Source organism: Chryseobacterium sp. G0201 (assembly GCF_003815655.1).
Classification (GTDB): domain Bacteria; phylum Bacteroidota; class Bacteroidia; order Flavobacteriales; family Weeksellaceae; genus Chryseobacterium.
Genome location: NZ_CP033917.1, coordinates 1,805,909 through 1,829,511 on the forward strand (window position 1 = coordinate 1,805,909; position 23,603 = coordinate 1,829,511).

Below are 23,603 nucleotides of genomic sequence, written 5' to 3' on the forward strand. Positions count from 1 at the left end.
TAAATTAAAGTTTCTCTTTTTAAAAAGAAACTTCATTCACTTCTTTTCCTCGTTGAAAGTTCATTGTTTTTTGACTTCCCTTGTAAGCAATATTAACCAAGTTAATCTGCTTCGGAAAAGCGCTTAAAAGTATTGTATTTTTAATTTTCAAGGTACTTATGTCTGAAACTCCGCTGGTTTCAAAATATACCCAAACTGTTTCCCCGCTTACCTGGCTACCTGTGAAGGTAATCGTCTTTGGAGAACCATTAACGTACACGTCAAAGTTATTATTTACATATTTCTTTACTTCCGCTTCAAATCCTGCTGTATTAGGATTTATTTTTATGGCATCCGAAATATGGTTCGTATTCATCTTTGTGGTAAACTTCAACGTCTTGCTTCCATCAATATAATCAACTTTAGTCATTGAAGAGAAAAAGTCTACATTCATGAAACTCATTAACACAAAAAATGTTAATAATCCTGATATATATAAAAGTTTTTTCATCTTAATTAATAGATTTTCAATCATATGATTGTTGTTTATAGTTCACAAATAATATGCCAATTAAAAATTCACGTTCACAGAATACTTATCGTAAAACGCTTTGATATGTGCAACTGCTTCATCAGCAGTGTCTACCACTCTGTAAAGATCAAGATCATCTTCTGCGATCATTTTTTCTTTTAACAAAGTTGCTTTAAACCAGTCTAATAATCCGCCCCAAAATTCAGATCCTACCAAAACAATCGGGAATTTCCCTATTTTGTTGGTTTGAATTAACGTCATTGCTTCCGTAAGCTCGTCCAAGGTACCGAATCCTCCCGGCATTACGACAAAACCTTGAGAATATTTTACAAACATTACTTTTCTTACGAAGAAGTAATCAAAATTCATGGAGTAGGACTTGTTGATGTAAGGGTTGAAATGCTGTTCAAAAGGCAGATCAATATTTAAACCGATCGATTTTCCTTTAGCATTGAAAGCACCTTTGTTTCCGGCCTCCATAATTCCGGGGCCGCCTCCGGTGATGATTCCGAAACCTATTTTTGTTATTTTTTCGGCAATTTCTACCGCCATTTCATAATACTTACTTTCAGGCTTTAGCCTAGCAGACCCAAAAATAGATACACAAGGACCAATTTTAGCCAGTTTTTCATAACCGTCCACAAATTCTGCCATCACCTTGAAAACCATCCAGCTATCCTTGGTAACGATCTCGTCCCATGCTTTTTGCTTTAAACTGTTGTGAAGTTTTGTTTCGTTAATATCAAGTTCCGGATTTACTAAACTTTCATCCCTTGTGCCATCAAGTTCCATCATGAAGATTATTTAAAATGTTTTTCGGCTTCTATTACAGATTCTGGTCTTCCTACATCTATCAGGATGCTGTCGTGTACAAAACCGTGTATTTTTTCGGTCTGCATCAGATCCAGATATTCTTCCATAACAGAAAATTTGCCTGTTCTTTTTATTTTGTTAAAAATGATAGGGTTGATACAATGTACACCGCTAAAAGCTAAAGCCTTGAATCCCTTATTGAACTCTGCCAGCCTTTGTTCGCCGGTTTGTACATTGAGCCAGCCTCTTAAAACCAATTCATCGTTGAAAAGCAGTTTTCTTGAACTTTCCCTATCCGAAACGGCTAAAGTAGCAAAATCTTTTATCTTTTTGTGGTACTTCACCATATCTGTAATATTGATGTTGGTTAAAATATCAGCATTCATGATTAAAAAATCTTCCCCATGATCAAGGAATTTTCTAGCAAAAATCAAACCACCGCCGGTTTCCAGCAGTTCATTGGCTTCATCCGAAACTTCAATATTGCAATTGAAATTATTGTTTTTCCTTAAAAATTCAACTATCTGATCTCCAAAATGATGGATGTTAATGACAAAATCATTGATCCCGAAACTTTTTAAATAGTTAATATTTCTTTCTAAAAGCGGAATACCATTCACCTTAGCCAAAGCTTTTGGATGATGATCTGTAAAGGGTTTCAGACGGGTACCTTTTCCTGCTGCAAAAATTAAAGCCTTCATTATTTATAATTGATAAGTGATGAATGATAATTGATAAAAAATAAATGGTTTAAATTAATCATTTATAATTTATGGCTTATCATTTATGAATTCAGTTGGTGTTGTTCGTCATGGTGAAGGCTGATCTCAACTTTATCGCCATATTTTTCTTCAATAAACTGAGCAATTTTGATCGCAGAATAAACCGATCTGTGTTGTCCACCCGTACACCCAAAATTGATCTGTAGGTTTTCAAATCCTCTTCCCAGATAATTATCGATATTGATAGAAACCATGCTTTTTATAAGTTCTAAAAATTTGGGCATTTCGGTTTTTGTTTCAAGATATTCCTGAACGCCGATGTCGTTTCCTGTCTGAATTTTATATTCTTCAACTCTTCCGGGATTCAAAATTCCTCTGCAGTCGAAAGTGAAACCACCTCCGTTTCCTGATTCGTCTTTAGGAATTCCTCCTTTTTTGTATGAAAAACTGTGGATGTCTATGTGTAGCATTTTCTTTATTTTTTAAATTTTGAACAGTTAAGTTCATTGTTTATCATTAATTTTTTCTGTCTCTTTTGTCATTCCGTAGGAATCTAAGCTTAGTTTTTTGTTTAAAGAGATCGTTCGGCTTTATGTTTTTAAAATTTCATCAATTTTCAATTTCGTTTTATCTAAACTCAATTGTTGTATCACTTTTTCAAGCTCGGGATAATCTTTCATATTTTCCCAAGTCTGAGCAAATTCTGTAATATTTTCAATCCCTTTTTCTATGCTTGCAATGAAATGTTGTTTCCTTTGAATTAATCCTCTGAAACCATAAGCTCCCAAAACCTGTAAAAATCTCATCAACTGAATTGGTTTAACCGAGTCTTTTAGTTGAAGTTGGGTTTCTTTATTTTCAAATTGTTGAATATAAAATTCCAGCATTTCATTTTTAAAATCTTCAGGAAAATTTGCTTTAGCCTGAAACAGAAAAGAAATAACGTCGTACATCAACGGCCCTTTCATCGCAGACTGATAATCGATGAATGAAACGTCATTATTTTCATTCACCATCAAATTTCTCGCCTGAAAATCACGGATCATTAATCCTTTTGGTTTAAGATTTTCGATGAGGTTGACGATATTTTTAAATTCTTTCAATAGAGTAGACTTGTGATATTCAAGTTCCAGAACATCGGCCACGAAATTTTTAAAGTAATATAAATCGTGGATGACAGGAAGTTCATCATAACTTTCATATTCAAAAGTTTTGTTGAAATCTATTTTCCCCTGCGTCTGAATTTGAAGCTGAAAAAGTTTTTCCAACGTCTGTTTTACCAAAGATTTTACATTCTCGGATAAACCTTCTTTTGAAATAATCTCAGAAAGTGTATTTCCACCTAAAAACTCCTGAATATATATTTTCCGGTCATCAGAAATGTTGAAAATAGTAGGAGTATTAAGGTTTAATTGAGAAAATATTTCTGAAAAATAAAAAAAACTTTCATTCTCCGGAAGATTCTCATTGTAAGTGATAATGTACTTTTTGTTATCGGATTTTGCCACGAAATTTACCCTTGCAGAACCGCTTTGGGCTAATGTGATGAACTCATAAGATTTTTCACCGATATAGTTTTCAAAAAATCGTTTTGCGTTTTCGGAAGTCATAATATGGAAACAAATATACTAAATATCAGTTGATTTTTTATCTTTGCGATATGCTAAAGGATTTTAAACCAGTTTTAAGCATTTTATTGCGTTTCATCATCATCTATTTGGTGTTGCTTTTTGCGTATCAGTTTTATCTGAATGGTTTTAAAGGAATGGGTCTCGATTCTTTTTCAAAAATGATCGCCGATCAGGTAATGTCTGTTCAGAATGCTATGAATTATCCTACAAAATTATATGATGATGTTGCAGGAGAGTCGGTTTGGTTTCATGTGAAAACGGGCTATGCAACAAAAATGGTGGAGGGTTGTAATGCTGTTTCTGTCATGATTTTGTTTGCGTCTTTTGTTTTTGCTTTTTATAAAGGCTTTAAAACATTTGTTTTTGTGTTAATTGGTCTTTTGCTGCTTCATGTTATGAATGTCCTTAGGATCGCAGGTTTGAATATAGTATTTACGGATCATAAAGAATACGGAAAAATGGCACATGATTATGCTTTTCCGGCTGTGATTTACGGAACTGTGGTTTTACTTTGGCTTGTCTGGATTAAATTCTTTGCTTTAAAAAATGAAAATTCTTAGTTGGTTTCTCGTAATAATAGGAGTGTTCGGACTTATAGGTGTAAGAGCTCTTGAAGACAGGATTTTCTATGATCCTTTTCTCAACTATTTCCATGAAGCCAATAAAAATATTCCTTTTCCTGATTTTGAATGGGGGAAATTAATTATCGGGCATCTTTTCAGGTTTATTTTAAACTTATTTTTCTCGTGTGTGATCATTCATTTTATATTTAAAAATAAAGAATGGACTATTCAGGGAGCTTTTCTGATCACCATAATTTTCTTAATTACGTTCCCGATTTATCTGTATTGTATTTCTGACAGATTTGAAATTGGTTATCTGTTTTCCTTTTATATGAGAAGGTTTGTGATTCAGCCTTTGATTTTGCTTTTGATTATCCCGTTGTTTTATTATAGAAAGCAAATTGGGAAAGAAGTTAAATAGGGTTTTAAACACAAATTTCACTAATATTTTTCACGGATAACACTAATTTTTTCATCAATAGGAGCGGGCTTTAGCCCGTTTAAACAAAATAATCCCATCAATTGGCTTTAGCCAAAACTTAAAAACATTTTACCTGAATTGAAATTATTCAACAGTGTGTTTGACTTCTCTTGTTACATTTTCGGCCGTCCATTCCACTCTTTTTACAAATTCTCTTTCGCGAACAGGGCAGTCTTTGATCTGACAGACAGGACATGAAACAGTTCTGCAATCATCCATGTGAAAATTAAATTCCACGGTTCGTTTTGTATTTTTAGCTAAAAGAATAATTACATTTTCCATTTCTTTATGGGCATCCCGAAGGGTGTAATACCAAGGAAGTGTGATATGAGCATCGATATGTAAAGAGGCTCCAAATTGTTGGATCTTCATGTTGTGGATGTCAATCCATTCTGTTTTTTTGTTGTTTTCAAGAACTGCAACGATTTGATTTAATAAGTCAGGATCTTGTTCATCCATAATCCCGCTTAACGATTTGCGGACGATTTTATAGCCTACAAAAATGATATAAATCCCGAAAATTAAAGCAACAGCAGAATCTATCCAATAAATTTTAGTAAAATAAACGATCACTAAACTGAGTACAACACCCAATGTTGTAAAAGTGTCCGACTGCAGATGTTTTCCGGAAGCGATAAGAACTAATGAATTTTCATTTTCCCCTTTTTTAATGGAAATATAGCCGAGGAAATAATTTATAATTGCTGTTGCGGCGATGATCCAGATTCCCCAATCAAGTTTGTTTAATATTTTTCCTGTTATTAGGCTGTTTGCTCCTTCATAGATGATCATAATACCCGCAATGGCGATCAAAGCACCTTCTATTCCCGATGTTACGAATTCTACTTTTCCGTGGCCGTAAGGGTGGTCTTCGTCCTTTGGTTTTGCTGCAAGATGTAAGGAGTACAGTCCCATAAACGCACTGATGACATTAACGATACTTTCCATTGCATCAGAAAACACGGCATCGGAATTAGTTAATTTCCATGCAATGATTTTACCGATGAATAAAATAACTCCAAAAGCAGCAATCCATTTTTGAAAGCCTATTTTATCTTTATTGATATTCTTCTGAACGTTCATAAGTTTGATAAAAAAAAGAATCTCAATTTTGAGACTCTTTTTTATTTTGTTAGTTTATACTAAGTTGTTTGCTACCAGGTATTCTGCGATCTGTACTGCGTTGGTTGCAGCGCCTTTTCGCAGATTGTCTGCTACAATCCAGAGATTCAGTGTTTTGGGCTGGGAGAGGTCTCGTCTGATTCTTCCCACAAAAACCTCGTCTTTCCCTTCTGAATATAATGGCATTGGATATTCGTTGTTTTTAACGTTATCCATTACAATTACTCCCGGAGTTTCAGATAAGATTTTTCTTACTTCATCAAGTTCAAATTCATTTTCAAATTCGATGTTTACACTTTCAGAATGTCCTCCCTGAACCGGAACTCTTACTGCAGTTGCCGTTAAATTAAATGTATCGTCACCTAAAATTTTCTTAGGCTCTTTCATTAATTTAATTTCTTCCTTCGTATAATCATCATCAGAAAAGACATCACAATGAGGCAATGCATTTTTGAATATCTGATAAGGATATACTTTTGCAACAGACTCATCTCCGTTTATTTCTCCGTTTAATTGATCTACAGCAGCTTTACCGGTTCCTGTCACAGATTGGTAAGTAGAAACAATTACTCTTTTTAAATCATATCTTTTGTTTAATGGACCTAAAACCATCACCAACTGAATCGTAGAACAGTTCGGATTTGCAATGATTTTATCTTCCTTCGTCAATACATTTGCATTGATTTCCGGAACCACTAATTTTTTATCAGGATCCATTCTCCAAGCTGAAGAATTATCGATCACTGTAATGCCTGCTTCAGCAAATTTCGGGGCATATTCAAGAGATGTTGAACCTCCAGCCGAGAAAATTGCGATATCAGGTTTGGCAGCTATAGCGTCATCGATGCTTACGATAGTGTAATCTACCTGTTTATACTTCACCTGTTTACCAATAGATCTTTCCGAAGCTACCGGAATTAATTCTGTTACAGGGAAATTTCTCTCTTCGAGAACTTTAAGCATCACTTGTCCAACCATTCCTGTTGAACCTACTACAGCTACTTTCATTGTTTGATTAAAAAATTTAAATTAATATATAATTAAGCTCCAAAGACTCTTGTCCATGGAAATGCGAATGCAAATAGACCAACTGCAATTAATCCCATAATTACAATTTTCAAAGAAATAGTATCGCTAGATTTTACTTTTTTATTGATGATCGTCATCAATACCGCTGCAATTAGCATAGAAAATGGGTGTTCTACATATTGAAATCTTAAATCAGCGTTTTTCATTACTGATCCCATGTCCAAACCTTTTGTAAAATTAGTAATCAACATAATGATTCCAATTAAGAATTGAACGTGAAAGAAGATCATTGTGAAAAGGGTAGTCTTCTTTAAAAATTTATTCACTTTACCGCTGAAACCGAACATGGTAGCCAATAATGCAATAATAAATAATGTTACTAATAGAAGCTCTAAATACCCAAATCCCTTGTGGGCACTCAATAAAATCTTGTAAAAATCCATAATCCTAATTTTTCTTTTTTTCTAGTACACAAATATAGCAAAAATCCCGGCGATAAGCCGGGATTGATATTTATAAAATCTAATGTTTTTATATAATTAGAAGTTGAATGATAATGTTGCAGCCCATGTTCTTCCGAATCCGAATAATACTCTGTTACCGGTGGCAATACCGTCATACATATATCCAAGATCTTGGTAAGATTTCTTAGCTGTATTTGGTGTTACTCCATCAGCTAATGTTGTAGGAACATCTGTTGGAGCAAGATTTGTAGAAGCATCAGAAATGTAAGTTGTATCAAACAAGTTGTAAACGTTTGCTCCCACTGTGAAGTATTGAGCAGCATCTTTTAGTCTGATCTTGTAAGAAATTCCTAAATCAAATAAGTTGAAATCAGGTAATTGCATTACGCCCTTTTCTTGTGCAGCTTGGTTAGAGAATGTTGCAATATCAATTGAAGAGTACAATTTCCCAACATATCTCCAAGTTCCAAAGATACTAAGATCTTTTACTGGTTTTACAGTAGCTCCTAATGACGCTGTCATTTGCGGGATACTGTTGTTGCTCGTTCCTCCAACTTTTACTTTATCTAAATAAAGAGTTGTAGATGTAGAAGAACCGGATAAAGTAAGTGGGTTGTTGTTGTCATCAAATGCAGCTCCTGTTGCATTACCTTTATAATAGTAATCTCCCCAAGAGAACATACCTTGAAGCTCCAAGAAGTTTGTCACTTTATAAGTTGCATCAAACTCTACTCCTTGGTGAATTTCAGTAATACCACTGATCTCAGCATATCCAGTAGCTGTAGTGTTGTCTGGTAATGTGAAAACTTGGTTAGTTCTTCTTAACCATCTGTCTCCCCAAGAAGTTCTGTATACGTTAACGTTAGCACTAAAGTTTGAGGATCTGAAACCATAACCAATTTCAGCAGAGAAAATTTTCTCATTAGTTAAAGTTGGATTAACTACTTGGAAGTTACTTGGATAAACAGAATTGAAGAAAGGCTGTTTGCTATAATACCCAACGTTTGCAAAAACGTTATGATTTTCATTGATGTTATAGTTAGCTCCTCCTTTAATGTTATATCCAAAAAGGTTTTTGAATCCTGTTTTAGTATTAACAGTTTGGCCTTGTTGTTTTGTTACTCCATCCTGAATGAAGTTATCAATTCTTTGATATCCTTGGTTAGATACTGACCCTTGTAAGAATGCTGATAAATTGTTTTTAGAATATTCAACTTGACCAAAACCACTGTACCAGATTACTTCTCCGTCATTACTGTATCCTATTTGATCTTCAATTGGAGCTGTTTTTCCTCCAAATGGATTCCAAGAAAGTTGTTGATAATCATATGTTTTACTAACAACCTTTGGAGCAATATTTTTATTAGTAGAATCTTTATATCCTGAAGCTCCATAAAGGTCTGAAACTACTTGATAGTGATATCCATAATAATATCTGTCATCAGTACCAATTGAGAAATTCCAATTGTCATTAATTTTATGTTGGAAGTTAGCCAAGATACCATACCAGTTGTGAGAGTTAATACTTGATCTACGTACTAAAGTACTTGAAGCAGCTGCAGTATTTACATTAACAGCTTGATTCGCTGCAAAAATAGCATCATAATTAAAATGTCCGTTGGTGTCGTAAAAGCTAGTTATTCCTTTTCCTCCAACTCTTCCTATTTCTCCGGTTCCACCACCTCTACCATTAGACATGTATGCAACTGTACTTAACTTTGATTTTTCATTAATGTTAAAATCCCAGTTTAACATCATTACTGGTTTAGAGTAATAATTTGCTCTGTTAGCTAATGCTACTTTATTACCACTACCATCAGTATAGTAACCATAATCAGAATTGTATTGTCTGTATGGTGATCCGTCACGATCTGGATTAAAATTAATGTAGTTTTGAATTGTAGATGAGTAAGTTCTTTGATTGTGCCACTGAGGTGCAGATGTCAAAGTAAACTGGAAGTTATGTTTTTTGTTTGGTTCCCAACCTAAAGCAAAATAATAAGCGTAAGACTCATAATCAGTATTTTCTATATAAGTACCTCCTGCCTGTCTGCTCATTAAGATAGATGAAGACCATCCATCGTTAGATTTACCTGTGTTATATGCAAAAGATGTTTTAAAATAGTCGTCGTTACCAACACCTAATCTTATTACACCTCCTTTTTTCATATCTGCAGATTTTGTTAAGAAGTTCATAGTACCTCCAACAGAAGCAATAGCTAATTTTGAAGATCCTAAACCTCTTTGTACTTGTAGAGTACTTGTAACGTCAGATAATCCAGTCCAGTTTGAGAAATAAACAGTACCACCTTCCATGTCATTTACAGGCATACCGTTTACCATTACTGCAATGTTTCTAGATTCAAATCCACGCATAGTAATCTGAGAGTCTCCGAAACCACCACCACCTTTTGTAGCATATACAGATGGCGTTGTGTTTAGCAATTCTACAAGCTCTTGGTTTCCTTGTCTTTCAAGAATTTGTGCAGCTTTAATTGTAGAAACTGCTACTGGAGTTTTTCTATCTTTAGCGATATCAGTAACTCCTCTTAGGATTACCTCCTCAATATCTTTAGACCTAGTTGAGTTAACAGTGTCTTTAGTTTCTTGAGCGTAATAAACACTAGCTGTAGATAACGTAATAGCTACAGTCAGTATCGATTTGTTGATTAATTTCATAATCGTTAGTAATAGTTAGATTTAATTTTCTGCAAAATTGGGGAAATAAATTTTAACTAATATTAACTGTATGTTAATTTTTATTCAATCTTAATAACTTGTAAGCTCTTGATTGTTAGAAATTTAAACTAAAATCGAATTTTCGCATGAAAAAAATCATATTATTGAATTTTTAACAAATAGGGGTTGTTTTTGTTAAAAATACAACGCTATTTCACCGCTTTGAGACTCAAATCAATATTCTCTGCAGAGTGAGTAAGGGCTCCTGCTGAGATATAAGTAACGCCTGTAGCAGCGATTTCTTTTAACATATCGCGGGTAATTCCTCCGGACGCTTCCGATTCGCAAGCACCATTGATGAGTTTTACGGCCTGCTTCATCGTTTTTACATTCATGTTATCAAGCATGATTCTGTCAACTTTTGCTTTGATAGCTTCTTCAACTTCTTCAAGATTTCTGGTTTCAACCTCAATCTTTAATTTCTTTTTATTTTTCTTGATGTAATCTTTTGCCATTTTTACGGCATTGGTGATGCTTCCGTTGTAATCAATGTGGTTGTCTTTCAGCATGATCATGTCGTAAAGACCATATCTGTGGTTGGTTCCGCCACCGATTGCAACTGCCCATTTTTCGCAAACTCTGAAATTAGGAGTTGTTTTTCTAGTGTCCAACAATTTAGTTTTTGTTCCAACCAATCTTGAATCCCAATCATTAGTAAGGGTTGCGATTCCGCTCATCCTTTGCATGCAGTTTAAAACAAGTCTTTCTGTGGAAAGTATAGATCTTGCGCTTCCGGTAACGATAAAAGCTATGTCTCCAACCTTCGCGGGAGTTCCGTCTTTAATGAAATTCTCGACTTTTAAGTTTTTATCAAAAGTTTTAAAAATGATTTCAGCCAATTCTACACCTGCCAAAATACAGTTTTGTTTTACTAAAAGTTTCGCACTTTGTTCCAAATCTTTCGGAATAGTGGAAAGGGTAGAGTGATCGCCATCCTGAATGTCTTCTTCTAAAGCATTTTTTATAAATTGTTTTAAAACTTTATCTGTAACGTAAGCTGGTCTTTTCATATTTTTAATTTTAGTAATAAAAGGAAGATCGTTTTCCGAACAATAGATCGTGAATAATAAAAAGCAACAGAACTTCGTTTTCTCGTGCATTTATTTTTTCAAATTCTATACTGTCTTTTATTTTTGTATTATTTTGATTAATTCCTTCGAACTCTAGAACTTGTTTTTCGTATCGTCCTTGAGGTATGAGTTTATAACTCCATTTAAAAGTTTCCCAATTATATTCTTGAGTATAATAAATGATTTTATTATTGTCGAATCTTAAAATTGGATATTGGTGATTATTAACATAGTATAATGTTAATCTTAACTTATTATCTTTAATGATGCTATTTAAATCAAATTTTAAACTTCCATAATAATCCGGCTTGCCTAGACCATTCATATTACATAAAAGGTTTAGTACTAAAGGATATTTTGATCGTGGAACTAAAATTTTCTTCATGATTGTAATTCCATATAACCCGCAAATTGCAGCTATAAGAATTAATCCCATCATAATAATCCCATCCAAAATATTATTCACTTTAAAATCTCTACCTGAAAAAAAATACATTAATATAATACCACAAATCAATGAAATTATCATTCTTGAATAAAATAAGATATTGATTGTTGTAAGAATATTTAAATTCAGAGTTTTCATTAATTGATGAAATTAAGCTAAGTCTTTATTATAAAACGCTCCTTTATTCTCGGTCATTTCGATAGATTGAGTGATGATGAGGTGAGCAACGGTTGTTAAATTTCTCAGTTCAGACAATTGTGGTGAAAGAATAGAGTAATGGTATATTTCGTCAACGGCGGCGGCAATTTCCTGATGTTTTTGTAGCGCCATAGTTAAACGTTTGTTACTTCTTACGATTCCGACAAGGTCACTCATCATTTCCTGAAGTTGTTTTCTTAGATATGAAATGATCACCATTTCATCCATGATCTTCATACCTTCTTCATTCCATTCCGGAACTGCTTTTAAATCATCAAAGTTGAAATTATTTTCATTAAGCAATGCCATCGTTTTCATCGCAGCATTGTGTCCGAAAACTAAACCTTCAAGTAAGGAATTGGAAGCAAGTCTGTTAGCTCCATGTAGGCCTGAATTTGTACATTCTCCAACTGCGAAAAGGTTTTTGATGGATGATTGTCCATCTTTATCAACTTCAATTCCACCCATCAAATAATGGCAAGCCGGAACTACAGGAATAAGCTGTGTGAAAGGATCAATGGCTTCTTCTCTGCATTTTTTATAAATATTCGGAAAATGTTCCAAAAATTTTTCGTGATCCATATCGCGACAGTCTAAGCCTACATATTCATCACCTGAAACTTTCATTTCGTTGTCAATAGCTCTTGCGACAATATCTCTTGAAGCTAATTCTTCACGTTCATCATATTTCTGCATGAATTTTTCGCCTCTTTTTGTTCTTAATTTTGCTCCATCACCACGGACGGCTTCAGAAATTAAAAATAACATTCCATCAATTTTGCTATACAAAGCTGTAGGATGAAACTGGTAATACTGCATATTGGAAACCTGACCTTTCGCACGGGCTACAAAAGCAATTCCGTCGCCTGTTGCGATTTTTGGGTTGGTGGTGTTTTTGTAAACATGTCCCGCTCCGCCTGTTGCCACTAAAGTGATTTTGGAAGTGATTTTTTTTATCGTTTTAGATTTTTCATCTAGAATGTAGGCTCCATAACAATGGATATCCCCTTGATTTAATTCTTTGCCTGGAACATGGTGCTGTGTAATGATATCGATTACATAATGATGATCTAAAATCTCAATATTTGGGCTTTTATTGGCTGTTTCCAAAAGAGCTCTTTCGATCTCAAATCCTGTAATATCTTTATGATGAACAATTCTGTTTTCGGTATGGCCGCCTTCTCTTCCTAAAGCAAATTCTCCATTTTTCTTGTCAAAATTAGCGCCCCATTCTACGATCTCGTTGAATCTTGCGGGAGCTTCCCTTACGACCATTTCTACAACATCGCGTTTGTTTTCACCGTCTCCGGCACGCATGGTATCCTCGATGTGTTTTTCGAAATTATCATTTTTAGAATCTGTAACTACTGCTAAACCGCCTTGTGCATATTTGGTGTTGCTTTCGTCTTCATCAGATTTTGTTACTATGATTATTTTGGCATCAGGAAGTTGCTCAGAAACTTTTATGGCATAAGAAAGTCCCGAAATACCGGAACCAATTACTAATACATCCGCTTTTATCATATGCTTGCTTTAAGTACAATCGTCTAAATAATTAAATAAATTTAAACAATTTTTCGTTTGGTTTTCTTACTTTTTTCATGTGTTGGAAATGATCTTCCTCAGAACGGTAACCTAATGCCAGAGTGACAGTCACTTTTTCTGTTTCAGGATCGATGTTTAGAATTTCTTCAATCAGATCCTGGCGGAAGCCTTCCATGGGGCAGGTGTCAATATTTTCGATAGCCGCAGCATACATTAAGTTTGCTAAAACTATATAAGACTGTTTTTCTGCCCAGTTGAAAATTTCATCATTGTTTTGTCTGTTAATATGTTGATTGATACTGTTTTTGAAAAGATCGAGGTTCTCTAACGGAACATCTCGTACCTCAGAAATATGATTAAAATAACCTTGAATATAGCTTTCTCCAATTGTCTTTTTTGAAATAATGACAATAAGATGAGAGCATGTAGAAATTTGTGATGGGTTGTAAAATGCCGGAATTAATTTTTGCTTCATCTCTTCACTCTCCACCACGATGATTTTGTAGGGTTGGAGACCAAGAGAACTTGCAGACAGCTTTCCTGACTCAAGAATGTTGTGAAGGGTTTCCTGAGGAATGATTTCGTTGTTAAATTTCTTTACAGAATATCTTCTGCTTAAAGCTTCCAAATAATTCATATGACAAATTTAGGAATTGGATGTGAATAAAATAAGCTTAAAACGAAATATCTCTTACTAAATTATACAAAAAAGAATCACTCCAAAAAAATGAAGTGATTCTTTTTATGATCTTAAATGTTTATTGTCTTAATCTCTGTTCTTAACCAATACCCAACCTGAATATTTGAAAGGCGTGTTTTTCTTGTCATTTTCATTCCATGTTACAGAATACCAGTAGCTTCCTGTAGGAACTTTTCTTCCTGCGATGGTTCCATCCCATCTGTATCTTGTGGATTTGTCGCCTTGATGGATCTTAGCTCCGTATCTGTCGAATACATTAAACACAAGATTTTTCTTATTAGCTAATGCAGAATAATCAATAGCGTCATTTATTCCGTCTCCGTTTGGAGTGATTACATTAATAATATTCGGAACAACAATCGTGATGTCGATAGGCTCACAATCGTAAGCATCTTTTACATAGACTTTATTATCGCCTCTCGGCACATTTTTAAAGATGTTAGAATCCTGCCAGTTAATATTATCCATTGAATATTGATAAGCCGGAGTTCCTCCCATCACATTGATCGTAATTGTTGTGCTTGAAATATCAACATTAGTAATAACAGGCTGTTCTGCAGGGAAAATTGTTACTTTTTGAGTTGCTATACAATCTCCTGTTTTAATTTTCACCCAATAGGTTCCAACTCCAACATTGCTGATAGATTGAGTGGTTGCTCCTGTGCTCCATTGATATGAACTAAATCCAGGCCCTGCATCCAAGGTGGTTTTGTCTTCCATACATATTGTTTTATCCTTCAAAACAGTTGAATAAACCGGAGCAATTACGATTAATGTTACTTTTGCTATCGCATAACATCCGTTTCCGTTTATTACTTTAATGTAAACTACGCCATTTGGAGCGATATATGCAGCTGCCGCTGTGGCGCTGATTTCATTTGTACCGTTTTGTGCATCGGCTAAAGATGGATAATATTTTTTAGTAATTCCTCCCTGTGTTGTTACAGAAGCATTAGTAAGATTAAATAAACCTGTTGAAGGATTTGTTTCAATGAAACAGGCTCTTAATGTTGTGTCATTCACTGTTACAACCGCGAAATGATTTAATGTAATTTTTGCATTAGATACACAACCTTGAGGAGTCGTTACTTTTACATATATAAAACCTGGAGCAGAAGAATATGTAGTTGGGTTTAGAATTTCGTTGGTCCCCGCGTTTAGGTCTGCTAATGTAGGATAGAATTGCTTAGTTACTCCGGCAACCGTTGTTACAGCAGCTGTTGTAAGATCGAATATTGCTACACCGGCATTATTGTTATTACATCCAGTTAACGTTTTGTCAACCGCTGCGAAAGGAGTGGGGTTTAATTGAATGACACCATCACCGTTATCGCATAATGTAGATGATGGATCTTTAACAACTACGGTTATCGTTGTATTCCCTGAATATGGAAAGTTGGTAGGGTTTGTAATAGGTACTCCGCCAGGTCCAAAATAGGTGATAATATAATTGGCAGGATTTGCTACAAATTGAGTGTTGTATGATGTTAAATCAACTGTTCCCGTTCCTGTTGCAGGGTTTACGCATACAAAAGGAGTAATCGTATTTGTTAAAATTGGAACTTTATCGATGAAAATTTTTGCATTTTTAATTGAGTGCCTTGCACTGGCACCCCCTGTTGCTGCTGAAAATCCGAAATATCCGGTTGTCATCCCTATTGCTCCTCCTGATGGTGCAAACGATTGATCGGTAATTAATACACCGTCGATTCTGATTTTGATAAGCCAGTTTGCAGGATTTGCTGGATCTGTTTCTCCATTTACTTCAACGTGTTTGTAAGTTGGTCCTACAAACGGCTGAGTTGCGATAAGATCCGGAGAATGGAAAGTACTTCCAGGAGTCGTATTATATTCAATGTTATTATTAAGGCCGTTGTTTGTTCCGTATAAAACGTGAACCTTACTCATTTGCCCTTCAGTAGTGTTGTTAAAAATATCAAAACCTACCATAAGACCATTGGCGTTTGCAGGAATTCCAAGTCCTCCTCCTGATACAAATCCTGCCGGAGGGTTGGCAAGGTACCAGAAAGTAAATCCGTCTCCTCTTCCGAATGCAGTAGTTCCGTTTCCATCGATTCTGAAATCGAATTCCACTTTCCATTTGTCGCAATATTTCAAATTTATGGGAGCTGCCAGTTTTATTGCGCCATAAAGGCCTCCCTGATCTGCAGTGAGCTGTACAAAATCACCACCAGCAATGTTGGCGCTTGAGACCAAGTCCCATCCAGTGGTTACTATTGGGTTTCCTGTAAGCTGATAAGTCTGTGAAAACATTTTTCCAGACAAGCATAGTAAAATGATGTAAAAATAAGTGAGTAAAGTTTTTTTCATTTGAAGCAAGTTGGTTAGGTTATTAATGTTGTAAATATATTGAATTTCTATTATTTAACATTCTAAAAATGTTAATTATGTAATTTAATTTGATGGTATTGTAAAGAAAATTGATTTATATAGTTAAAAGTGTAATTTTTATTAAAAATATAAACAATAAAGTTTTCAAATTGATTTTAGATTAGTCAAATGTATAGTTCATAAAAAACTCACTCCGATTATGGAGTGAGTTTTAAAAATATTATTCTCTATTTTTTACAAGTACCCAGCCAGAATATTTTGTTTGAGTATTGTTTTTATCATTTTCATTCCATGAGATGGTGTACCAGTAAGTAGCTGTAACTATTTTCTTGCCGAAAGCAGTTCCGTCCCATTTGTAATTTTTGATTTTATCAGCTTGGAAAAGTTTATTCCCATATCTGTCGAATACTGTAAAAACTAGGTTTTTCTTGTATGCAAGTGCAGAATAATCAATAAAATCATTAATGTTGTCTCCGTTTGGAGTAATTGCATTGATCAAATTAGGAACAGTGATCTGTACCTGAATCGGCTCGCAATTGTAGAAATCTTTAACATAGACTTTTACTTCTCCTCTTGCAAGATTTTCGAAATAATTAGAGTCTTGCCAAGTGATTCCATCCAGAGAATACTTGTAAGGAGGCGTTCCTCCGATTACATTTATCGTGATCGTATTGTTATTAATATCAATGCTTGAAATTACAGGCTGAGTAGAAGGATTCACTTTTACAATTTGAGTTGTGATACAACCTCCTGTTTTTAATTTTACCCAATAAATTCCTACGGGAACATTCGTGATGGACTGAGTCGTTGCTCCTGTGCTCCATTCGTATCCGTCAAAACCGGCACCTGCATCCAGGGTAGTTTTAGCATCTATACATATGATTTTGTCTTTTAAAACAGATGATACGACCGGAGGTAAAACAACAAGATTTATTTTCGCAAAACTGAAACAGCCGTTAGCAGTAGTGGTGACTTTCACATATACCGTTGCGTTGGCTGAAATGTATGTTGTAGGATTTACAATTTCGTTGGTTCCTGCTGTTGCATCTGCTAATGTTAAGTAGTATTTTTTTGTAGTACCACCAAGAGCTGTAACGTTTGCTGTTGTTAAATTAAATAATGCCGTTGTCGGTGCAGTTTCAATAAAACATGAGCGTAAAGTAGCATCAGTTACAACAACAAGCGGGTGGAAAGCCAGTGTAATTTGTGCTGAACCAGTACATCCTTGTGGAGTGGTTACTTTTACAAAAACAATTCCTGCTCCGGAAGTATACGCTGAAGGATTGGTGATCTCATTGATTCCCGCGTTGAGGTCTGCCATTGTTTTGTAGTACTTTTTAGTAACTCCAAGAACGCCGGTTACATTGGCTGTTGTAAGATTGAATGTTGCAGATCCTATATTATTATTGTTACATTCCGTCAGTGTTGCATTGTTTGCACTGAATGGTGACAGTGACAACTGTATTTTACCATCAGCATTATCACACAATATTCCTGCGTTATCTTTTACAACAACTGTTATGGTTGTGTTTGTATTGTATTGATAGGCTGTTGGGTTAGCAATTGGAGTTGAGCTTCCTAATACATAATAAGTAAATGTATAGTTGCTTGGAGTAGCAACAAACTGATTGTTATATGATGTTAAATTCACTGTCGCTGATCCGGTTGTGGGATTAGGACAAAAAGATTGAGTAACAGTAGGTTGTAAAATTGGAACTTTATCTGTGTAGATTTTTACGTTTTTAATTGAATGTCTTGATCTATTTCCTCCTGTTGAGGCAGAAAACCCAAAATATCCAACCGTCATTCCAGAGGCAGCTCCTGAAGGTACAAAAAGCTGATCGCAAATGATGTTTCCATCAATTGTAATTTTGATCTTCCAACCAGTTGGAGAGTTGGGATCTACTTCCGCTGTCACTTCAACATGTTTGTAGGTAGCTCCCTGAAACGGTAAAGTTGTATTCATATCCGGAGAGTGGAAAGAACTTCCTGCGGTATTGAAAAACTCTATGTTATTGTTGTCCGTTGTATTTGCTACCTGCCCGTACCCAACGTGCACCTTACTCATTACAGCCGTAGTTGTGTTGTTGTAGGTGTCAAATCCTACAATTAAACCAACTGCATTTTGGGAAACTCCAAGACCTGAGCCTAATACACTTGCTACAGGCGGATTTGCCAGATACCAGAATGCAAGACCATCTCCATTGGCTGTTTGGTTGGAGTCCATTCTGAAATCAAATTCAACCCTCCATTTATCGCAGTATTTCAAGTTGATAGGATCGTTCAGTCGTATGGATCCCGATTGGTTGTTCGTATCCGGGGTAAGCTGAATGAAATCAGTGTTTACCTGTGTGGGAGAAACCATCGTCCATCCTGTTGTAGAGACAGGATTTCCTGTGAGCTGATACGTTTGAGCAGAAGTTTTTCCAAAAAAGCAGGAAAAAACAATAGTAGAATAAGCGAGTAGTTTTTTTATCATTTAGTAACGCACTTTAAATTAGACGCGTAAAGATATTAAATCCTAATCAATAAATATGTATTCAATGTTAATCTTGCAGAAAATAATGATTATTTTGTAATAAAAAGTAGTTTGAGTGGTGAAATAATTAATATTGTTAACTTAAATTTAGATTCATTAAAATTAAATTAAAAAAGAGAGTTGTTTTCAAGAGATTCAAAATAGGCATCAATCTCCAAATTTCCTGAAGCAGCAGCTGCAACGGCTAATTTATCACATAGCTCATTTTCAAAATGTCCTGCATGTCCTTTTATCCAGTGCATTTTGGGTTTATGAGTATTATATAGCTCAATGAATTTTTTCCAAAGATCCGGGTTTTTTACATTTTTCCAGCCTCTTTTTACCCATCCTGCGATCCAGTTTTGATTGATCGCATCAGATACATATTTGCTGTCTGTAAAAATATGGATGTCGTTGTCCGGAGATTTTAATTTTTCCAATGCCGTAATCACAGCAAGAAGTTCCATCCTGTTGTTGGTGGTTTTACGAAAGCCTTTTGAGAAAGTTTTCTGATAATTTTTTTCAGGGACGCGCATGACGATTCCGTAACCTCCTTTTCCGGGATTTCCGCTGCAGGCGCCGTCTGTGTATATTTCGATTCTCAAAATTTTATTGAATTGTTTAAACTTAATATTAAACTAAGAAGTGATAAAAGATATATTAATTTTATATAATTGAGATCCTTCGGCTTCGCTCAGGATGACATCTCTAATACTAGCTGTCATTTTGTAGCGTTGTCATCCTGAGCGAAGTCGAAGGATCTGTTTATATTTAAATTTTATTATTTAAAATTAACCTTAATTATTAAAAAGGAAAATCATCTTCATCATCAAAATCATTCATTGAAGAACCTGAAAGCTTAGAACTATCCGGTAGATCAAATGCTGCGCCCGGTTGAATCGTTGTTTTAATTTTATCAAAACCACTTGGTTCAGGCGAACCGAAATCAGAAGGAAAACCTCCGCCGGTTGCATGTTCAATATCTCCAAATTTAGCAAAATGTTTTAAGAAAGATAATCTAACGTCTGCTGTAGCACCATTTCTGTGCTTTGCAATGATAAGCTCGGCTTGATTTTCAGTTGTCGTTTCCTGTCCTTCTTCATCATTATCCCAAACGGTAATTTTATAATATTCCGGTCTAAAGATAAATGATACAATATCCGCGTCCTGCTCAATCGCTCCGGATTCCCTTAGATCTGAAAGCTGAGGTCTTTTTCCGGGGCGGGTTTCCACACTTCTTGAAAGCTGTGAAAGGGCAATTACAGGAACATTTAATTCTTTTGCAATCGCTTTTAATGAACGTGAGATCATCGAGATTTCCTGTTCACGGTTTCCGCCGCCTTTTCCGCCACCGCCGGCTGTCATCAGCTGGAGATAATCGACCATGATTAGCTTTACATCATGTTGCATAACCAGTCTTCGGCATTTTGCACGGAAGTCGAATATTGAAAGGGAAGGAGTTTCATCAATAAAAAGAGGAGCATTTTCCAGCTCGGAAACGTTGGAGAATAGTCTTTGCCATTCTTCATCGTCCAAAGTTCCTTTTCTTAATTTTTCAGATGAAATTCTTGTTTCAGAGGCAATCATTCTGGTGATCAACTGTACAGATGCCATCTCCAGGGAGAAAAGTACCATCGGAATTTTATGTCCTACAGCGATATTTCTCGCCATCGAAAGAAGAAATGCTGTTTTTCCCATCGCGGGACGGGCAGCAATAATGATAAGGTCGGAATTTTGCCAACCTCCGGTTTCTTTATCGATGTCTCTAAATCCTGAAGGTACTCCGGAAATTCCTTCTTTGTCTTTTAGAGATTTAATGGTTTCAATTGCCTGTTTTACTAATGAGTTTGCGGTGTCGAAACCTTTTTTGATGGTTCCGTTGGTGATCTCAAAGAATGACTGTTCTGCTTTATCTAAAAGTTCAAAAACGTCGGTAGATTCTTTGTATGAAGAATCGATCACGTTGGCAGAAACATTAATTAAACTTCTTAAAATATATTTTTCAAGAATAACACGAACGTGGTATTCAATATGCGCAGATGAACTAACCCCCATTGTAAGCTCCACAATATAATGATCCCCACCTGCCAAAAGAAGTTTTTCTTCCTTTTTAAGTTCCTGAATGATGGTCATAAGATCTACAGGATGGTTTCCTTCGTATAATTTCAGAATGGTCGTAAAAATCACCTGATGTCTGGGGTCGTAAAATACTTCAGGGGTAAGAAGGTCAATAGAATGATCTAGTCCTTTTTTATCAATTAAAAAAGTACCAATAACCAATCTTTCAAAATCTACTGCATTAGGAGGCATTTTTCCATCAGCAATTGACAACTCTTTCGCGAAGTTTCCGTGGGTAAGAGATGATAATGTTTCTTTCTGCGCCATTGTGCAAAGATAGGTTATTTCGAAAATAATCTGAAAATAGTAACTAACATTTTCATGCTGATTTGTTTTAAAATACCATCAATAAAAGGAGGGTTGTGTTAATAAAAAAATCACCCCAAAATTGAGGTGATTTTTTTATGTATAAGAATTAAATTATTCTCTGTTTTTTACAAGTACCCATCCGCTGTATTTTGTCTGAGTATTGTTTTTGTCGTTTTCGTTCCAAGAGATACTGTACCAGTAAGTTCCTGTAAGAATTTTCTTGCCGCTTGCTGTACCGTCCCATTTGTAATCTCTGGTTTTATCGGCTGTGTAAAGCTTGTTCCCGTATCTGTCGTAAACGATAAACTGTAGATTTTTCTTGTAAGATAATGCAGAATAATCTATATAATCATTTTTGTTATCTCCGTTTGGCGTGATCGCATTAAGAAGATTAGGAACAGTTACCTGTACATCGATAGGGTTACAATCGTAGAAATCTTTTACATATACTTTTACTTCTCCTCTTGGAAGATCTGTAAATACGTTAGAATCTTGCCAAGTGATACCGTCTAAAGAATATTTGTAAGGGGCAGTTCCACCGTTAACGTTGACTGTGATAGTATTGTTTGTGATGTCAATTGTTGATACAACAGGCTGTTGAGTTGCATATACATGTACTACCTGTAATGTATAACATTTTCCTGTTTTCAGTTTTACCCAATATTCACCAACTCCTACATTTGATATTGATTGTGTAGTTGCTCCTGTGCTCCATTCGTATCCATCAAATCCGGCACCTGCGTCTAAAGTTGTTTTGTCTTCAAGACATATTGTTTTATCTTTAAGAACAGTTGATTTTACTGGAGGTAAAACTTTAAGATTAATTTTAGCAATTGAATAACATCCATCCGGACTGTAAACTCTTACATATACAGAACCTGTTGTAGTAATATAAATCGTTGGATTGCCTATTTCATTCGTTCCACTTGTTGCGTTAGCTAATGTTGGATAGAATTTCTTAGGTGGATTTGTAAGCGAAGAAACGGTTGCCGTTGTTAAATTAAATACCGCTGTTGTAATAGCCGTTTCAATATAACAAGATTCAAGGCTTGCTTCAGTAACTATTACAAGAGGATAGAATTTTAATGTGATCTCAGAACTGTCAGAACATCCATCTGTTGTTGTTACTTTTACATATACCTTTTTCTCTGCTGAAGTATAGTTTGCAGGGTTTGTAATTTCGTTAGTTCCGGCATTCAGATCATTCATCGTCGGGTAATATTTTTTTGTAACGTTACCTGAATAAACATCTGCTGTTGTTAAATTAAATAATCCTGTACCTATATTGTTGTTGTTACATGCATATATTGTTGCATCCCGGGCAGTAATATTCCCTTGAACAAACTTGAAGGTTCCTGTTTGGAAGCATCCGTTAATAGGATTCGTAGGGTTTGCGGGATCGGTGTATTTTATTCTATAATAATATATTATTCCTGCATTTACTGTAATTGGAGCTGTAATAGGGTTATCGCCTGTTACAGCATCATTACCTGTAGTATGATAAGTAATCGTAAAGTTTGGATTACCGTTTAGAATAGCATTAGTTAAAGTGCTAAAATCAAATGTAGTAGGGAGCGCACATCTCAAAATCTCGCGCGGTGCATCTGGCGTTGGTCCTGCTTCACCAGGAGGTACAAAAGGATTTGGCGTTAATGCTGGATCTGTAAATGCTGAAGTTAAAGTAGCCGTTCCTCCCCATGTTAAAGAAAATCCGTTTGTACTACCATCCCAGTTGTCTACTACAAGATAGTAAGTTTCGCCTGCAACTACGTTCATAAAGCCACTGAATCTACCAGTTACAGTAGGGTGAGTTATCGATAAGCTTAATCCTGTAGGTCCGTCTGTACCATCGTAGTTACATCTGATAGGAGGGCTTAAGGCACCACAAGTCTGGTTAGGGCCGTATACTCCAAAATCATAATCCGTCGCATAAACGTTTGGAGTTATCTCGAAAGTTAAAGTTCCGGAAGTTGCAATAGTAAATGTATACCAAACTGAGTGGTTTTCATCAGAGGCAAGGCATCCCATAAGATCTTCCTCAACGTCACCATGACCTAAAGATGTATAGGACAGGTCTGAATTTCCACATACGGGTATAGCTGAAATACAATCCGACTGTGAAAAATATAATTGCGAAAAAAATAAGATTAAAAGAAGTAGGTATTTTTTCATTTTTAACTGACTTTTATGAAACAAAAATAACGAAAATATTAACAAAATATGAATATAGTATTCTTTAAGTAAAAAAAACCGCTTGAAAAAGCGGTTTT

Annotated in this window: 20 protein-coding genes; 2 read left to right on the forward strand and 18 right to left on the reverse strand. The window is 35.2% G+C overall.

The genetic code is table 11. From position 1 onward, the window contains the following. Positions 1 to 19: 19 nt before the first annotated feature. From EG348_RS08155 to EG348_RS08175, 5 genes are all read right to left on the reverse strand, one after another. Complete coding sequence (locus EG348_RS08155) at positions 20 to 490, reverse strand: DUF6702 family protein (RefSeq protein ID WP_228414847.1); 471 nt, start codon at positions 488 to 490, stop codon at positions 20 to 22. 60 nt (positions 491 to 550) lie between these two features. After that, a complete protein-coding gene (locus EG348_RS08160) occupies positions 551 to 1,303 on the reverse strand; it encodes a TIGR00730 family Rossman fold protein (RefSeq protein WP_123985040.1) in 753 nt (250 codons plus the stop codon). An 8-nt stretch (positions 1,304 to 1,311) separates the two neighbouring features. Continuing rightward, complete coding sequence (locus EG348_RS08165; RefSeq protein WP_123982339.1) at positions 1,312 to 2,025, reverse strand: nucleotidyltransferase family protein; 714 nt, start codon at positions 2,023 to 2,025, stop codon at positions 1,312 to 1,314. A gap of 83 nt (positions 2,026 to 2,108) precedes the next feature. Beyond that, positions 2,109 to 2,516 (reverse strand): RNase adapter RapZ, encoded by a 408-nt coding sequence (locus tag EG348_RS08170; RefSeq protein WP_123982341.1) that lies wholly within the window; start codon positions 2,514 to 2,516, stop codon positions 2,109 to 2,111. Between the two features lie 120 nt (positions 2,517 to 2,636). Next, positions 2,637 to 3,656: an aminoglycoside phosphotransferase family protein gene (locus tag EG348_RS08175; protein WP_123982343.1), complete on the reverse strand. Its 1,020-nt coding sequence runs from the start codon at positions 3,654 to 3,656 to the stop codon at positions 2,637 to 2,639. Positions 3,657 to 3,706: 50 nt separating this feature from the next. Here EG348_RS08175 and xrtF point away from each other — a divergent pair, with 50 nt between their 5' ends. Together xrtF and EG348_RS08185 are read left to right on the forward strand one after the other, a co-directional pair. Continuing rightward, entirely contained in the window at positions 3,707 to 4,237 is a 531-nt protein-coding gene (gene xrtF, locus EG348_RS08180) for an exosortase family protein XrtF (protein WP_123982345.1), read from the forward strand. Then, positions 4,224 to 4,661: an exosortase F system-associated membrane protein gene (locus EG348_RS08185; RefSeq protein WP_123982347.1), complete on the forward strand. Its 438-nt coding sequence runs from the start codon at positions 4,224 to 4,226 to the stop codon at positions 4,659 to 4,661. Before xrtF ends, EG348_RS08185 begins: the two co-directional genes overlap by 14 nt. Before the next feature lie 144 nt (positions 4,662 to 4,805). Here the strand turns inward: EG348_RS08185 and EG348_RS08190 are convergent, their stop codons facing one another. The 13 genes from EG348_RS08190 to EG348_RS08250 form a co-directional block, all read right to left on the reverse strand. Beyond that, positions 4,806 to 5,804: a cation diffusion facilitator family transporter gene (locus EG348_RS08190; protein ID WP_123982349.1), complete on the reverse strand. Its 999-nt coding sequence runs from the start codon at positions 5,802 to 5,804 to the stop codon at positions 4,806 to 4,808. Between the two features lie 54 nt (positions 5,805 to 5,858). After that, positions 5,859 to 6,851 (reverse strand): aspartate-semialdehyde dehydrogenase, encoded by a 993-nt coding sequence (locus EG348_RS08195; RefSeq protein ID WP_123982351.1) that lies wholly within the window; start codon positions 6,849 to 6,851, stop codon positions 5,859 to 5,861. 32 nt (positions 6,852 to 6,883) lie between these two features. Continuing rightward, positions 6,884 to 7,315 carry a hypothetical protein gene (locus EG348_RS08200; protein WP_123982353.1) on the reverse strand — a complete coding sequence of 144 codons (432 nt, stop codon included), beginning with the start codon at positions 7,313 to 7,315 and terminating at the stop codon, positions 6,884 to 6,886. A gap of 96 nt (positions 7,316 to 7,411) precedes the next feature. After that, entirely contained in the window at positions 7,412 to 10,015 is a 2,604-nt protein-coding gene (locus EG348_RS08205; RefSeq protein ID WP_123982355.1) for a TonB-dependent receptor, read from the reverse strand. A 209-nt stretch (positions 10,016 to 10,224) separates the two neighbouring features. Further along, complete coding sequence (gene nadC, locus EG348_RS08210; RefSeq protein ID WP_123982357.1) at positions 10,225 to 11,085, reverse strand: carboxylating nicotinate-nucleotide diphosphorylase; 861 nt, start codon at positions 11,083 to 11,085, stop codon at positions 10,225 to 10,227. A gap of 10 nt (positions 11,086 to 11,095) precedes the next feature. Continuing rightward, positions 11,096 to 11,731: a hypothetical protein gene (locus tag EG348_RS08215; protein WP_123982359.1), complete on the reverse strand. Its 636-nt coding sequence runs from the start codon at positions 11,729 to 11,731 to the stop codon at positions 11,096 to 11,098. 12 nt (positions 11,732 to 11,743) lie between these two features. Next, entirely contained in the window at positions 11,744 to 13,315 is a 1,572-nt protein-coding gene (gene nadB, locus EG348_RS08220; RefSeq protein ID WP_123982361.1) for an L-aspartate oxidase, read from the reverse strand. A 31-nt stretch (positions 13,316 to 13,346) separates the two neighbouring features. Next, positions 13,347 to 13,973, reverse strand: a complete 627-nt coding sequence (locus EG348_RS08225; RefSeq protein ID WP_123982363.1) for an NAD(P)H-dependent oxidoreductase — start codon at positions 13,971 to 13,973, stop codon at positions 13,347 to 13,349. Between the two features lie 129 nt (positions 13,974 to 14,102). Further along, positions 14,103 to 16,367 carry a T9SS type B sorting domain-containing protein gene (locus EG348_RS08230; protein ID WP_123982365.1) on the reverse strand — a complete coding sequence of 755 codons (2,265 nt, stop codon included), beginning with the start codon at positions 16,365 to 16,367 and terminating at the stop codon, positions 14,103 to 14,105. A gap of 241 nt (positions 16,368 to 16,608) precedes the next feature. Next, complete coding sequence (locus tag EG348_RS08235; protein WP_228414848.1) at positions 16,609 to 18,867, reverse strand: lectin-like domain-containing protein; 2,259 nt, start codon at positions 18,865 to 18,867, stop codon at positions 16,609 to 16,611. Positions 18,868 to 19,034: 167 nt separating this feature from the next. Continuing rightward, positions 19,035 to 19,511 (reverse strand): ribonuclease HI, encoded by a 477-nt coding sequence (gene rnhA, locus EG348_RS08240; RefSeq protein ID WP_123982367.1) that lies wholly within the window; start codon positions 19,509 to 19,511, stop codon positions 19,035 to 19,037. A 199-nt stretch (positions 19,512 to 19,710) separates the two neighbouring features. After that, positions 19,711 to 21,291, reverse strand: a complete 1,581-nt coding sequence (gene dnaB, locus EG348_RS08245; RefSeq protein ID WP_123982369.1) for a replicative DNA helicase — start codon at positions 21,289 to 21,291, stop codon at positions 19,711 to 19,713. A 153-nt stretch (positions 21,292 to 21,444) separates the two neighbouring features. Beyond that, positions 21,445 to 23,505: a T9SS type B sorting domain-containing protein gene (locus EG348_RS08250; protein ID WP_123982371.1), complete on the reverse strand. Its 2,061-nt coding sequence runs from the start codon at positions 23,503 to 23,505 to the stop codon at positions 21,445 to 21,447. Between the last annotated feature and the right edge of the window lie 98 nt (positions 23,506 to 23,603).

Coding starts and splice junctions, on each gene's coding strand:
- EG348_RS08200 (WP_123982353.1), bottom strand. CDS start 7,315: ATGGATTTTTACAAGATTTTATTGAGTGCCCACAAGGGATTTGGGTAT.
- EG348_RS08170 (WP_123982341.1), bottom strand. CDS start 2,516: ATGCTACACATAGACATCCACAGTTTTTCATACAAAAAAGGAGGAATT.
- EG348_RS08185 (WP_123982347.1), top strand. CDS start 4,224: ATGAAAATTCTTAGTTGGTTTCTCGTAATAATAGGAGTGTTCGGACTT.
- EG348_RS08230 (WP_123982365.1), bottom strand. CDS start 16,367: ATGAAAAAAACTTTACTCACTTATTTTTACATCATTTTACTATGCTTG.
- nadC (WP_123982357.1), bottom strand. CDS start 11,085: ATGAAAAGACCAGCTTACGTTACAGATAAAGTTTTAAAACAATTTATA.
- EG348_RS08225 (WP_123982363.1), bottom strand. CDS start 13,973: ATGAATTATTTGGAAGCTTTAAGCAGAAGATATTCTGTAAAGAAATTT.
- EG348_RS08215 (WP_123982359.1), bottom strand. CDS start 11,731: ATGAAAACTCTGAATTTAAATATTCTTACAACAATCAATATCTTATTT.
- EG348_RS08195 (WP_123982351.1), bottom strand. CDS start 6,851: ATGAAAGTAGCTGTAGTAGGTTCAACAGGAATGGTTGGACAAGTGATG.
- EG348_RS08235 (WP_228414848.1), bottom strand. CDS start 18,867: ATGATAAAAAAACTACTCGCTTATTCTACTATTGTTTTTTCCTGCTTT.
- xrtF (WP_123982345.1), top strand. CDS start 3,707: ATGCTAAAGGATTTTAAACCAGTTTTAAGCATTTTATTGCGTTTCATC.
- EG348_RS08190 (WP_123982349.1), bottom strand. CDS start 5,804: ATGAACGTTCAGAAGAATATCAATAAAGATAAAATAGGCTTTCAAAAA.
- dnaB (WP_123982369.1), bottom strand. CDS start 21,291: ATGGCGCAGAAAGAAACATTATCATCTCTTACCCACGGAAACTTCGCG.
- EG348_RS08250 (WP_123982371.1), bottom strand. CDS start 23,505: ATGAAAAAATACCTACTTCTTTTAATCTTATTTTTTTCGCAATTATAT.
- EG348_RS08155 (WP_228414847.1), bottom strand. CDS start 490: ATGAAAAAACTTTTATATATATCAGGATTATTAACATTTTTTGTGTTA.
- EG348_RS08165 (WP_123982339.1), bottom strand. CDS start 2,025: ATGAAGGCTTTAATTTTTGCAGCAGGAAAAGGTACCCGTCTGAAACCC.
- EG348_RS08160 (WP_123985040.1), bottom strand. CDS start 1,303: ATGGAACTTGATGGCACAAGGGATGAAAGTTTAGTAAATCCGGAACTT.
- nadB (WP_123982361.1), bottom strand. CDS start 13,315: ATGATAAAAGCGGATGTATTAGTAATTGGTTCCGGTATTTCGGGACTT.
- EG348_RS08205 (WP_123982355.1), bottom strand. CDS start 10,015: ATGAAATTAATCAACAAATCGATACTGACTGTAGCTATTACGTTATCT.
- EG348_RS08175 (WP_123982343.1), bottom strand. CDS start 3,656: ATGACTTCCGAAAACGCAAAACGATTTTTTGAAAACTATATCGGTGAA.